General features: G+C 70.1%; 13 protein-coding genes. 9 read left to right on the top strand and 4 right to left on the bottom strand.

Annotation, left to right across the window (positions count from 1 at the left end; genetic code table 11):
- On the top strand, positions 1-659 hold a 659-nt coding region (locus tag ACXJKG_RS13555; protein WP_456846274.1), incomplete at its 5' end, for a hypothetical protein.
- A gap of 75 nt (positions 660-734) precedes the next feature.
- On the opposite strand, the gene ACXJKG_RS13550 is transcribed toward ACXJKG_RS13555, so the two are convergent.
- Both ACXJKG_RS13550 and ACXJKG_RS13545 read right to left on the bottom strand, forming a co-directional pair.
- On the bottom strand, positions 735-1,826 hold the full coding sequence (locus ACXJKG_RS13550) for an inositol-3-phosphate synthase (RefSeq protein WP_456846273.1): 1,092 nt from the start codon (positions 1,824-1,826) through the stop codon (positions 735-737).
- On the bottom strand, positions 1,823-2,473 hold the full coding sequence (locus ACXJKG_RS13545) for a PadR family transcriptional regulator (protein WP_456846272.1): 651 nt from the start codon (positions 2,471-2,473) through the stop codon (positions 1,823-1,825). The genes ACXJKG_RS13550 and ACXJKG_RS13545 overlap by 4 nt, the downstream gene beginning before the upstream one ends.
- 299 nt (positions 2,474-2,772) lie before the next feature.
- On the opposite strand from ACXJKG_RS13545, the gene ACXJKG_RS13540 reads away from it, so the two are divergent.
- From ACXJKG_RS13540 to rplI, 5 genes are all read left to right on the top strand, one after another.
- Positions 2,773-5,163: a transglycosylase domain-containing protein gene (locus ACXJKG_RS13540; RefSeq protein ID WP_456846271.1), complete on the top strand. Its 2,391-nt coding sequence runs from the start codon at positions 2,773-2,775 to the stop codon at positions 5,161-5,163.
- Between the two features lie 172 nt (positions 5,164-5,335).
- Positions 5,336-5,629: a 30S ribosomal protein S6 gene (rpsF, locus tag ACXJKG_RS13535; protein WP_034611334.1), complete on the top strand. Its 294-nt coding sequence runs from the start codon at positions 5,336-5,338 to the stop codon at positions 5,627-5,629.
- A 72-nt stretch (positions 5,630-5,701) separates the two neighbouring features.
- Positions 5,702-6,235: a single-stranded DNA-binding protein gene (locus tag ACXJKG_RS13530; protein WP_456846270.1), complete on the top strand. Its 534-nt coding sequence runs from the start codon at positions 5,702-5,704 to the stop codon at positions 6,233-6,235.
- Positions 6,236-6,312: 77 nt separating this feature from the next.
- A complete protein-coding gene (gene rpsR / locus ACXJKG_RS13525; RefSeq protein WP_028051084.1) occupies positions 6,313-6,549 on the top strand; it encodes a 30S ribosomal protein S18 in 237 nt (78 codons plus the stop codon).
- A 14-nt stretch (positions 6,550-6,563) separates the two neighbouring features.
- Positions 6,564-7,013 carry a 50S ribosomal protein L9 gene (gene rplI, locus ACXJKG_RS13520; protein WP_456846269.1) on the top strand — a complete coding sequence of 150 codons (450 nt, stop codon included), beginning with the start codon at positions 6,564-6,566 and terminating at the stop codon, positions 7,011-7,013.
- A gap of 49 nt (positions 7,014-7,062) precedes the next feature.
- Here rplI and ACXJKG_RS13515 read toward each other — a convergent pair whose 3' ends face one another.
- Positions 7,063-8,424: an MATE family efflux transporter gene (locus ACXJKG_RS13515; protein ID WP_456846275.1), complete on the bottom strand. Its 1,362-nt coding sequence runs from the start codon at positions 8,422-8,424 to the stop codon at positions 7,063-7,065.
- Positions 8,425-8,749: 325 nt separating this feature from the next.
- Between ACXJKG_RS13515 and dnaB the strand changes: the two genes are divergently transcribed.
- Positions 8,750-10,129: a replicative DNA helicase gene (gene dnaB / locus ACXJKG_RS13510; RefSeq protein WP_456846268.1), complete on the top strand. Its 1,380-nt coding sequence runs from the start codon at positions 8,750-8,752 to the stop codon at positions 10,127-10,129.
- A gap of 104 nt (positions 10,130-10,233) precedes the next feature.
- On the opposite strand, the gene ACXJKG_RS13505 is transcribed toward dnaB, so the two are convergent.
- Entirely contained in the window at positions 10,234-11,907 is a 1,674-nt protein-coding gene (locus ACXJKG_RS13505) for a cation:proton antiporter (protein ID WP_456846267.1), read from the bottom strand.
- Positions 11,908-12,033: 126 nt separating this feature from the next.
- Here ACXJKG_RS13505 and ACXJKG_RS13500 point away from each other — a divergent pair, with 126 nt between their 5' ends.
- Both ACXJKG_RS13500 and ACXJKG_RS13495 read left to right on the top strand, forming a co-directional pair.
- On the top strand, positions 12,034-12,462 hold the full coding sequence (locus ACXJKG_RS13500) for an iron chaperone (protein WP_456846266.1): 429 nt from the start codon (positions 12,034-12,036) through the stop codon (positions 12,460-12,462).
- Between the two features lie 58 nt (positions 12,463-12,520).
- The coding region (locus ACXJKG_RS13495) for a hypothetical protein (RefSeq protein WP_456846276.1) at positions 12,521-12,729 on the top strand (209 nt) is incomplete at its 3' end.

Below are 12,729 nucleotides of genomic sequence, written 5' to 3'. Positions count from 1 at the left end.
GGACGGTGAAGGTGCTGGTCGGCCCGGCCGGGATCGCCGTCCCGAACGCCGACGGGACGCGGGTCGCGGTGTCGCCCGTCGACGACGGGGCGGGCGTGGTCGTCGTCGACGTGCGCACCGGCGGCACCCACGAGATCCCACCGTTCGCCCCCGGGTCGCGGTGCTACGCGTCGGCATGGTCGTCCGAGACTGACCTGTTCCTGGCCTGCGACCCGGTGGGCGGCGGCGGGACGGTCAGCGACCTGTTCACGCTGGACGTCTCCGATCCCGCGGCAGTCCCCGTGGCCCTCGGGTGGACCGGGACCCGTCCACGCGAAGGGGTCGCGGCCGGGGATGGCCGGATCGTCACGGTGACGACCCCCGGTGCCGCCGGCGACGGAGCGTCCGGGCTCGCGGTCTTCGACGGCGCCACGGCGACCAAGCTCCCGCACGCCGCCGACGACTGCTCGTTCCAGCTGGCGAGCATCGGCTCCGAGGTCTACGTCGGCGCCTCGCGGCAGTGCGGCGGCGACCCGTGGCCGACCCACCTGTCGACGTACGACACGACGACGGGCGCGACGATCGAGCTCATCCCCGACCCGGACCCGGCCGGCCTTCCCGACGGATCGACGCGGTGGTGGACCGGGCTGGAGTCCTGGGTGGTGGGATCGGCCCGCTGAGCCGACGGCACGACGAAGGCGCGCACCCCCGAGGGGATGCGCGCCTTCGTCGTCAGGTCAGCGGGTGGTTCGAGCTCAGCGCTCGTTCTCTCCGCGGATGAAGGACTCCAGCTGGGCGCGGCCCAGGGTGTCCTCCATCTGGACCGGCGGGGACTTCATGAAGTACGTCGACGCCGACAGGATGGGGCCGCCGATGCCGCGGTCCTTGGCGATCTTCGCGGCGCGCAGGGCGTCGATGATGATGCCGGCCGAGTTGGGCGAGTCCCAGACCTCGAGCTTGTACTCGAGGTTCAGGGGGACCTCACCGAAGGCGCGACCCTCGAGGCGGACGTACGCCCACTTGCGGTCGTCGAGCCAGGCGACGTAGTCCGACGGGCCGATGTGGACGTTGCGGTCCTCCTTCTTGCCGCCCAGGGGGCCGGTCAGGTTGGAGGTCACGGCCTGCGTCTTGGAGAGCTTCTTGGACTCCAGGCGCTCGCGCTCGAGCATGTTCTTGAAGTCCATGTTGCCGCCGACGTTCAGCTGGTACGTGCGGTCCAGCACGACGCCGCGGTCCTCGAAGAGCTTCGCGAGAACGCGGTGCGTGATGGTGGCGCCGACCTGCGACTTGATGTCGTCGCCGACGATCGGGACACCGGCGGCCTCGAACTTCGCGGCCCACACCGGGTCGGACGCGATGAAGACGGGCAGGGCGTTGACGAACGCGACACCGGCGTCGATCGCGCACTGCGCGTAGTACTTCGCGGCGATCTCGGACCCGACGGGCAGGTAGCAGATCAGGACGTCGGCCTGGACCTCGCGCAGGGCGGCGACGATGTCGACCGGCTCCGCGTCCGACTCGGTGATCGTCTCGCGGTAGTACTTGCCGAGACCGTCGTTGGTCACGCCACGCTGCACGGTCACGCCGAGCGGCGGGACGTCGGCAATCTTGATGGTGTTGTTCTCGGAGGCGACGATGGCCTCGGAGAGGTCGAAGCCGACCTTCTTCGCGTCCACGTCGAACGCGGCGACGAACTCGATGTCGCGCACGTGGTAGTCGCCGAACTGCACGTGCATGAGACCCGGCACGGTGCTGTTGGCGTCTGCGTCGGCGTAGTAGTGCACGCCCTGGACAAGCGACGCGGCGCAGTTGCCGACGCCGACGATGGCGACGCGGATGGAGGTCATCCTCGCTCCTTCTCGGTGGTTCGCGCGGGGGCGACGTCGTCGTCCCCAGCGGGTGTGTCAGCAACGGCCGGACGACCGGTGCCTGCAGGACGGGTGCGACGGAGGCCGCGCTCGTTGTCGATCAGCCCGTCGAGCCAGCGGACCTCACGCTCGACCTGTTCGAGGCCGTGCCGCTGGAGCTCGAGGGTGTACTCGTCCATGCGCTCGCGGGTGCGGGCGAAGGACAGGCGGACCGTCTCGAGCCGTTCGGTCAGGCGCGTGCGCCGACCCTCGAGGATCCGAAGACGGGTCTCGGCGTCGGTCTGCCCGAAGAAGGCGAACCGGACGTCGAAGTTCTCGTCCTCCCAGGTGGCCGGCCCGGACGACGCGAGCACCTCCTGGAGGTGCTCCTTGCCGTCGGCGGTCAGCTGGTAGACGATGCGGGCGCGCTTGGACGCCACGGTGTGCGGCGCGACGATCGACTCCGTGCCCTGGATCCACCCACGGTCGACCAGCGACTTCAGGCAGGGGTACAGCGAGCCGTACGACAGCGCGCGGAACGACCCCAGCACGAGGTTGAGCCGCTTGCGCAGCTCGTAGCCGTGCATCGGGGACTCGTGCAGCAGCCCGAGGATGGCCGGCTCGAGCACGTCGGAACGACCGCGCACGGGGGCACCTCCTCAGGATGTTGGTGGAGTCGATGTATCAACTCGATACATCCGGAGAGTATGTCGAGAACGACGGACCGAGCAAGTCCGACCCGCCGCCGGTGACCGCGGTCACGTTCCCGGGCCCTGTCTGAGGTGGGCGTTCGCGGGCGCCGTGCCGATCGTGTGAAGGACCGCCGAAACCGGCCGTGGGTCCCCTGACCAGCACAGAGCGGTCCCCCATACTGGCTCAGCGGCTGACGCCTGCCCGGAAACGGGCGGGCTCGCCCATCCCCAGTCGTCGGACGGAAGGCAGCGCGTTGGCAGGCACGAATCGGAGGGCTCCCGCCCGGGGCAAGCGCAGTGCGCCCCGCGGCTCGACGTCCTCGTCGCGCAGCAGCGCCCCCAAGCGTCGCCTCGTCGACTACCCGCGCACGGGCTTCCACGGCCTGCACCGCTGGTTGCCGTCGTGGCGCGTCGTCATCGGCACCTTCATCGTCATCGGGTTCCTCGGCGTCGGTGCCGTCGTCGCGGCGTACGCGTCGACGACGATCCCCGACCCCGCCGACGACACGCGCGCGCAGACCTCCACCGTCTACTACGCCAACACCGACKGCAGCCAGGGCCCCGTGATGGGCACGTTCTCCGCGCAGAAGCGCCAGATCGTCGAGTACTCCTCGCTCCCCGAGTACGTCGGCCAGTCGGTCGCCGCGGCGGAGGACAAGACGTTCTTCACCAACAACAGCGGCATCTCGGTCACGGGCATGGGCCGCGCGTTCCTCAACAACCTCCGCGGCGGCAAGACGCAGGGCGGGTCCACGCTCACGCAGCAGTACGTGGAGCGGTACTACGTCGACAAGACGACGACGGACTACGTCGGCAAGTTCAAGGAGGCGCTGCTGGCGGTCAAGATCGCCAAGTCGCAGTCGAAGCCCGAGATCATGGGCGCCTACCTGAACACCATCTACTTCGGCCGTGACTCGTACGGCATCCAGGCCGCCGCGCAGGCGTACTTCGGTGTCGACGCCGCCGCGCTGACCCGCGAGCAGGCCGCGCTCCTGGCCGGCATCATCCCGTCGCCCAACAACTGGGACCCGGCTAAGAGCCCGGCCAAGGCCGAGGCCCGCTGGAACATCGTCCTCGACTCCATGGAGAGCCAGGGCTGGCTGTCGGCCACCGACCGCGCGGCCATGGTGTTCCCGGCGACGGTCGAGTACAAGCGCTCGAACACGATGAAGGGCCCGGACGGCTTCCTCCTCGAGATGGTCCGCGACGAGCTGGGCAGCGGCCCCATGGGCCTGTCCGACGACGAGATCAACCGGGGCGGCTTCGCCATCCAGACGACGATCCAGAAGCCCATCCAGGACTCGGCGGTCGCCGCGGCGAACGGCTTCCTCGACGGGACCCTGCCCGACCAGGACGGCGAGAAGCCGGCGAGCGACCGCCTGCGCGTCTCGATCTCGTCGGTCGATCCCAAGGACGGCGCGATCGTCGCGCTGTACGGCGGGCGCGACTACCTCGCCGACCAGCGCAACGCGGCCACGTACGACACCGTGCAGGCGGGCTCGACGTTCAAGCCCTTCACGCTGCTCGCGGCGCTCGGTGACGGCGTCCCGCTGACCACGCGGTTCAACGGCCGCGACGACCAGAAGCTGGCCGGCTGGGACTCGCCGTCGAAGATGGTCGGCAACTTCGGCAACGAGTCGTTCGGCAAGATCGACCTCGTCGAGGCGACCGCGCAGTCCGTCAACACGGTCTACGCCCAGCTCAACCTCCAGATCGGTCCCGAGAAGACGGCCGCGGCGGCGAAGGCGGCCGGCGTCGTGACGCCGGTCGAGTCGAACCCCGCCAACGTGCTGGGCACCACCTCGGTCCACCCGCTCGAGATGGCCACGGCCTACGCGACGATCGCCTCCGGGGGCACCCGCCACGACGCGTTCATCGTCCGGTCCGTGAAGAACCCCGACGGCTCGGTCGCGTACCAGCACCCGGACACGTCGGCGACGGCGTTCGCGCCCGACGTCGTCGCCGATGCGACGTACGCGATGACCCAGGTGGTCCAGAAGGGCTCCGGCAAGGACTGGATCAAGCCCCTCGACCGACCGATCGCGGGCAAGACCGGCACGTCGCAGGAGAACAAGTCGGCGTGGTTCGTCGGCTTCACGCCGAGCATCGTCACCGAGGTGTCGCTGAGCCAGACCGGCGAGGACGGCAAGGCGCAGGACACCATCACCGCGTGGGGCCACAAGAAGAACGGCAGGCTCGTCGATGCCGTGACCGGTGCGACGTGGCCGGCGTTCGTGTGGCAGTCCTACATGTCCGCCGTGTTCGCCCAGGCGCCGTACTCGACGGTGCAGGACTTCCCGGAGCGTGCGAACGTCGGCCCCAAGCCGACGACGTCGGCGACGCCCGCGCCCACGCAGACCGAGACGGCCGCGCCTGAGCCGACGCAGGAGGCGCCGACCCAGATCGCCGTCCCGAGCGGGCTCGAGGGCAAGCTCGAGGCCGACGCGACCGCCGCGGTCATGAACGCGGGGCTCTCGCCGTCCGTCGCGTCCGAGTCCTCGGACACCGTGACGTCCGGCCGGGTCATCCGCGTCGACCCCGGCGGCGGCACGGTCGTCGCAGCCGGCAGCGGGGTGACCCTCGTCATCTCGACCGGGCCGAAGGCGCCGGCGTCACCGACGCCGACGCCGACCCCGACCCCCTAGCTTCCGGGCTCCCGGTCGTCCACAGCCGATTTCGGCCGTGGCCTCCGGCCGGGTAGCCTTGGAGATTGCTGTGCCGGAGAGGCCGTCGTCATGGACGGAGCTCGCGGCTCAGCGACGCACACACCCTCCTGCCACGGATCGACCGTGGCCGCTGAGACCAGAGGAGGTGGGTATGAGCCTGCGTCAGTACGAACTCATGATCATCCTTGACCCCGAGATCGAGGAGCGCACCGTTGCTCCGTCGCTCGACAAGTACCTGACGGTCGTCAAGACCGACGGTGGCACTGTCGACAAGGTCGACATCTGGGGTCGTCGTCGGCTTGCCTACGACATCCAGAAGAAGTCCGAGGGCATCTACGCCGTCATCGACTTCCACGCGACGCCCGCGACCGCCAAGGAGCTCGACCGCCAGCTCGGCCTCAACGAGGTCGTCCTGCGGACCAAGGTCCTTCGCGCCGACGCCTGATCTCGTGTGGGTGGCTGCACGTAGCGTGCGGCTCCACATCAACCGACTGATCGAACGAACGAGGAGCTGGGCATGAGCGGTGAGACCGTCATCACGGTGATCGGGAACCTGACCGGGGATCCCGAGCTGCGCTTCACCCCCTCGGGGGCTGCGGTCGCGAACTTCACCGTCGCGTCCACCCCCCGTACGTTCGACCGCCAGAGCAACGAGTGGAAGGACGGCGACACGCTGTTCCTCCGCTGCTCGATCTGGCGGGAGGCGGCCGAGTCGGTCGCCGAGTCGCTCACCAAGGGCACCCGCGTCATCGTGACCGGTCGGCTCGTGCAGCGCTCCTACGAGACCCGCGAGGGCGAGAAGCGCACCGTGTACGAGCTCCAGGTCGACGAGGTCGGCCCGTCCCTGCGCTACGCCACGGCCAAGGTCACCCGGACCCAGCGTTCGGGTGGCGGCGGCGGTGGCTTCGGCGGCGGGGGCGGCGGCTTCAGCAACGGTGGCGGTGGCGGCGGATTCGGTGGCTCCGGCGGCGGCGGCAGCCAGCAGGACGACCCGTGGGCGACGCCCGCAGGTGGTTCCGGTGGCGGCTACTCCGACGAGCCCCCGTTCTGATCGGCGCCTGACACTCAGACATTCCCCATCCCTGGGCACGGCAACGCCCAGGGCTCCAGCAGACAAGGAGCACCACGATGGCCAAGGCCGTGGTCCGAAAGCCGAAGAAGAAGCAGAACCCGCTCAAGGCGGCGAAGATCGACGTCGTCGACTACAAGGACACTGCGCTGCTGCGCAAGTTCATCTCCGACCGCGGGAAGATCCGCGCTCGCCGGGTGACCGGTGTGTCCGTCCAGGAGCAGCGCGCGATCGCGCGTGCCGTCAAGAACGCCCGCGAGATGGCACTCCTGCCGTACTCGTCGTCGGCGCGCTGAGAAAGGAGACCATCATGGCGAAGATCATCCTGACCCACGAGGTCACCGGCCTCGGTGCCCCCGGCGACGTGGTCGAGGTGAAGGACGGGTACGCCCGGAACTTCCTCGTCCCGCGCAACCTTGCGACGGCCTGGACCAAGGGCGCCGAGAAGGACATCACCGCGATCCGCAAGGCCCGCAAGGCCCGCGAGATCGCGACGCTCGACGACGCCAAGGCGATCCGCGACTCGCTGCAGAGCAAGCCGGTCGTCGTGTCGGCCAAGGCCGGCGAGTCGGGCCGTCTGTTCGGTGCCGTCACGACTGCCGAGATCGCTGACGCGGTCAAGAAGTCGGGCGCGCCGCAGATCGACAAGCGGAAGGTCGAGATCGGTCAGCCGATCAAGGCTCTCGGCGAGTACCAGGTGTCGGTCCGTCTGCACGCAGACGTGTCCGCGACGGTGACCGTCAAGGTCGTCGCAGCCTGAGCTGAGCTGCACGGAAGCGCCCCGTTCCCCTCGTGGGAGCGGGGCGCTTCTATGCCCCCGTGACCATCCAGGCGGTGCCGCGGGCGCGCCAGCCCGTGGTCGCCGCTCGGGCCAGCATGAAGACGCCGGCGAACGCCGCCCACAGCCACGCCAGCCCCGCCGCGCCCGGCGGGGCCGCGGCGCGGACGGCCAGTGCGAACGGCACGTAGACCACCAGCGTGGCCATGCCGGCCCAGGCGAGGAACCGGCCGTCGCCGGCGCCGATGAGGACGCCGTCGAGCACGAACACCCACCCCGCCATCGGCATGGTCAGCGCGGCGACGACGAGCGCGGCGACGGCGGCCCGGCGCACGTCGTCGTCGGCGGTGAAGAGCGGCACGTAGGCCCACGAGAGCCCGCCGATGACGAGCCCGAGCGCGGCGCCGGCCCCGACGCCCCACTGCAGGGTCCGGCGCAGGACCGCACGGACGCGCGGCACGTCGGCGGAGCCGAGGCCGTGCCCGACCAGGGCCTGCGCGGCGATGGCGAGGGCGTCGAGCGCGAACGCGGCGAGCCCCCAGACGGCGGCGACCACCTGGTGCCCCGCCAGCTCGACGGCGCCGAGGCCGGTGGCCACCCAGACCGTGAGCAGGATCGCGAGGCGCAGGGACAGGGTGCGGACGAACAGCGGGGTTCCCGCGCGCGCGTTGGCCCAGATGCCCCCGGCCGCCGGTCGSAGCTGCGCGCCCACGCCACGGGCCCCGCGGACCACGACGAGGGTGAGCGCGRCGGCCATGGCGAKCTGGGTSAGCGCGGTGCCCAGCCCGGAGCCGGCGATGCCCATGCCCACGCCGTAGACGAGCACGATGTTGAGCACCGCGTTGACGACGGCGCCGACCGACGCGACGACCAGCGGTGTGCGGGTGTCGAGCATCCCGCGCAGCGCGCCCGTCGACGCGAGGACCAGCAGCATCCCGGGCAGGCCCGGCGACGACCAGCGCAGGTAGATGACGGCCTGCTCGGCCACATCGCCGGTCGCCCCGAGGGCTCCCACCAGCCACGGCGCGCTGAGCCACGTCGCGGCGGCGAGGACGACTCCGAGGCCGAGCGCGAGCCACATGCCGTCGACGCCGACCTGCAGCGCACCGGTCCGGTCACCGGCGCCGAGGCGTCGCGCAACGGCCGCGGTGGTGGCGTAGGCGAGGAAGACGCACAGGCCGACGACCGTCACCAGGACCGTCGAGGCGAGCGCGAGACCGGCCAGCGGGGCGGTGCCCAGGTGGCCGACGACGGCCGAGTCGACCAGGACGAAGAGGGGCTCGGCGACCAGGGCGCCGAGCGCCGGGAGGGCGAGCGCGAGTATCTGCCGGTCCAAGCCCGGGGATCGGTGTCCGACAGATGAAATCTCGGCCAACCCTTCTCGCGTCCACAGCACGTGCACAGCGTTTGCGCGGGTGAGGCGCAGATCCGTGCCCATATTCGTCTGGTCGTCCACACCACTGTCCACGGCCTGTGGATAAATTCGGTCCMGATCCACAGGCTCCCTCACAGTAGGCGAGCGGTCCTCCACAGTTCTCGGCAGGTGTCCCCACAGATGTGCCGGGGGTTCCCCACAGGCGGATTCCTGCGTTTGGAGGAGTGGCGCAGGACCCCTAACGTCGCGTGTGCGAGCTCCCGATCTGTGCTCGGGAACCTGCGTGGGCGTGGATGTCAGACCCCCCATGGAACATGTGTACGACGACGACGATGGGGATCAGGTGACGATCGAGGAGCTCGAGTACGGCATGCCGTCCGGCGGCAGCCGTGGGGGCAACGCCGGCTACGACCGCACCCCGCCGCAGGACCTCGACGCCGAGCGCAGCGTCCTCGGCGGCATGATGATCTCGAAGGACGCGATCGCCGACGTCGTCGAGCAGATCCGCGGCACCGACTTCTACCGCCCGGCGCACGAGGTCGTGTACGACGCGATCATCGACCTGTACGGCCGCGGCGAGCCCGCCGACGCCATCACGGTCGCGGACGAGCTGACCAAGCGCGGCGAGATCCAGCGCATCGGCGGCGCCCCGTACCTGCACACCCTCATCTCCTCGGTCCCCACCGCCGCCAACGCCGGCTACTACGCGCGGATCGTGCGGGAGCGGTCGGTGCTCCGCAAGCTGGTCGAGGCCGGCACGCGCATCGTCCAGCTGGGCTACGGCACCGACGGCGGCGACGTCGACGAGATCGTCAACAACGCCCAGGCCGAGGTCTACGCGGTCACCGAGCGGCGCTCGTCGGAGGACTACCTGATCCTCGGTGACATCATCGGCGGCGCCGTCGACGAGATCGAGGCGGCCGGCCACCGCGGCGAGGGCATGATCGGCGTCCCCACGGGGTTCTCGGACCTCGACCGGCTCACCAACGGCCTGCACCCGGGCCAGATGATCGTGCTCGCCGCGCGCCCCGCCATCGGCAAGTCGACCATGGGCATCGACATCGTCCGGTCGGCGTCGATCAAGCACGGGCTCACGTCCGTCGTGTTCTCGCTCGAGATGAGCCGCAACGAGATCACCATGCGTCTGCTGTCGGCCGAGGCGCGCGTGCACCTGCAGAAGCTGCGCAACGGCCAGATGGGCGAGGACGACTGGGCCAAGATCGCCGCGACCATGGGAAAGATCTCCGAGGCGCCGCTGTTCATCGACGACTCGCCCAACATGTCGCTCATGGAGATCCGGGCCAAGTGCCGGCGGCTCAAGCAGAAGCACGACCTCAAGCTCGTGGTCATCGACTACCTGCAGCTGATGTCGTCCGGCAAGCGCGTCGAGTCCCGCCAGCAGGAGGTCTCGGAGTTCTCCCGGGCCCTGAAGCTGCTGGCCAAGGAGCTCGAGGTCCCGGTCATCGCCATCTCGCAGCTGAACCGTGGCGCCGAGCAGCGCACCGACAAGCGCCCGCAGATGAGCGACCTGCGGGAGTCGGGCTCGATCGAGCAGGACGCCGACATCGTGATTCTGCTGCACCGCGAGGATGCCTACGAGAAGGAGTCCCYCCGCGCGGGCGAGGCCGACSTSATCGTCGCCAAGCACCGAAACGGGCCGACCGACACGCTCGTSGTCGCGTTCCAGGGGCACTACTCGCGCTTCGTGGACATGCAGGCCTGACGCACGCTCGTCCTGTCGAGAGGCAAGACACTTTTGACTAGTCGGGCCTCCTAGTTCGACTACCTGAACTGCCTAGTTCGTCCCCTGCGCTGGCGTCGTGTCGCTCAGCTGGCGAACCGGCCGCGCAGTGCGACGGCGATCTCCGCCGCGTCGAGGTTGGCCAGCGCGTTGTCCAGGACCTCCGCATCGAAGGTGCCGTTGTCGCGGGCGTCGAGAAGCGCCGACCGCTGCGCTCCGATGACGGCGAGCCGATGGGTCTTCGACGTCTCGAACTGTTCCGACAGCGTGGGGTCCTCCGTGGGTGTCGGTGGCTGCGGGATGGCCTCGGCGCTCGATCGCATCAGCGCGAAGATCTGCTGCCGCTCGTCGTGGGTCCGCTCATCGAGCGCAGCCTGGTCGACCTGCGGGGTGATGCGGCGCAGCAGCGGGCCGATGGTGCCGCCCTGGATGAGCAGCGACATCGTCGCGACCGCGAACGCGACCAGGACGAGGACTGAGCGCTGTGGGGTGTTGTCGGGAAGCGTCTGTGCCGCGGCCACCGTGACCGCACCCCGCATCCCCGCCCACACCACCGCGGTGCCCTCGCGCCAGCCCAGAGGCTCGCGCAAGAAGTAGTCGATGTCGGCGACCGACTGCCTGACGCGCCGCGCGAACCGGTCGAGGTCACGGTCCGTCGCCTTGCGACCCCGCCCRTTGACCTCGTGGAACGACTCCTGCGTGCCCTCCGGGGTCGCGATCCGCTCCTGGAACTCCTGCATCCGCGGCTTCATCTTCTCGCCGTGCTGGGCGCGGCGGGCGAGCACGCCGAGCAGCGGGGCCACGTACGCCGCGCGCACCAGGATCGTGAGCACGAGGGCGCCGGCCGCGATCAGCACCGCCGTTCCGACCCCGCCGTTGTCGGCCTCGACGTCGGCCACGATCGACGTGATCTGCACGCCCATCGTCAGGAACACCACCCCCTCGAGCACCAGCTCGACCGTGCGCCAGTTCTGCGTGTCCGACAACCGGTTCTGCGGCGACAGGTCACGCGGCGCGCCGATGCCTGTGACCAGCCCGGCGACGACGGCCGCGACGAGCCCGGATGCCTTGAGCGCCTCGGCGGGCAGGAACGCGATGAAGGGGACCGTGAACGAGATGACGGTGTTCACGGTCGGGTCCGTGACGTGCTTGCGGACCGCCAGGTTGAGCCACCCGACCGCCAGGCCGACGAGGACGGCGACCACCACGGAGTAGGCGAACGTGCCGACTGCCCCCCAGAACGAGAACGACACGGCCGTCGCGACGATGGCTGTGCGGAGCAGCACCAGCGCGGTCGCGTCGTTGAGCAGGCTCTCCCCGTCGAGGATCGCGACGACCCGCTGCGACACGGACGTCTTCTTGATGATCGAGGTGGCCACGGCGTCGGTCGGGCTGACGATCGCCCCCAGCGCGACGCCCCACGCGAACCCGATGTCGGGCAGGACGAGCATGAAGAACAGCCCGAGCACCAGCGCGCTGGCGACGACCAAGAGCACCGACAACCCGCTGATCGCGCCGAACTCGCGACGGAAGTTCATGCCCGGCATCGACACCGCCGACGAGTAGAGCAGCGGCGGCAGGACACCCGCCAGGATCCACTCGGGCTCGATCTCGACCGACCCGAACACCGGGAGGAAGCTCGCCCCGACGCCGATCGCTACCAGCACCAGGGGCGCCGCGATGCCCAGGCGCGGACTGACGACGGTCGCGGCGGCGATCACCAGCAGTGCGAGCACGATGACGACGAGCAATTCGTCCATGGGTCCAGAGTGCTGCACGGAGCGCCGGTGGACGTGACGGTGACACCTGGCCGCGACCGCGTCTCTGTCACAACGCGCCGCCGGCGAACGTCAGGTCGATGACAGCTCCCCAGGGAAGGAACCACCATGAGCAGCACGACCGAGACCACCGAAGGCTTCTCCGCCGCCGAGCGCGCCGCCATCAAGGACCGCGCCAAGGAAGTGCGTGCGACGGGCAAGAAGACCGACGGGCTGAACGACCTGCTCGCTAAGGTCGCCGAGATGGAGGACGCGGACCGGGCCGTGGCGGAGCGGCTGCACGCCCTCGTCACGGACGTCGCGCCGGACCTCGAGCCGAAGACCTGGTACGGCATGCCGGCCTACGCCAAGGACGGCAAGGTCCTGCTGTTCTTCAAGCCGGCGGCAAAGTTCAAGAACCGGTACTCGACGCTCGGCTTCAGCGACGTGGCGGCCCTCGACGATGGCCCGATGTGGCCGGCGGAGTTCGCCCTGGCCCGGCTGACCCCCGCCGCGGAGAAGCAGATCACGGCGCTCGTGACCCGCGCGATCGGCTGAGCGCCGGACGCCGGGCGCCCGACGCTTCGCGGGCGCTCCGGGGTGCGGTGAGTCAGCGGTGGCCGCCGCTGCACCACTGACCATCTGGATCGTGCGGTCGGCGGACGCCGTCGATGCCGTCCGCAGGTTCGAGGTCCGGGCCGCATGCCGAACGGCGGGAACCTTCCTGCTRCACCGCGAGGACGCCTACGAGAAGGAGTCCCTCCGCGCGGGCGAGGCCGACCTGATCGTCGCCAAGCACCGAAACGGGCCGACCGACACGCTCGT

Source organism: Cellulomonas sp. P5_C6 (assembly GCF_054049635.1).
Note: the sequence above shows the minus strand (reverse complement) of the source record. Positions and strands in the feature narration are given on the sequence as shown.

Bases quoted from the DNA above. Each gene is read 5' to 3' on its own strand.
- ACXJKG_RS13550 (WP_456846273.1), bottom strand. From the start codon at position 1,826: ATGACCTCCATCCGCGTCGCCATCGTCGGCGTCGGCAACTGCGCCGCG.
- rpsF (WP_034611334.1), top strand. From the start codon at position 5,336: ATGAGCCTGCGTCAGTACGAACTCATGATCATCCTTGACCCCGAGATC.
- ACXJKG_RS13530 (WP_456846270.1), top strand. From the start codon at position 5,702: ATGAGCGGTGAGACCGTCATCACGGTGATCGGGAACCTGACCGGGGAT.
- rpsR (WP_028051084.1), top strand. From the start codon at position 6,313: ATGGCCAAGGCCGTGGTCCGAAAGCCGAAGAAGAAGCAGAACCCGCTC.
- rplI (WP_456846269.1), top strand. From the start codon at position 6,564: ATGGCGAAGATCATCCTGACCCACGAGGTCACCGGCCTCGGTGCCCCC.
- ACXJKG_RS13500 (WP_456846266.1), top strand. From the start codon at position 12,034: ATGAGCAGCACGACCGAGACCACCGAAGGCTTCTCCGCCGCCGAGCGC.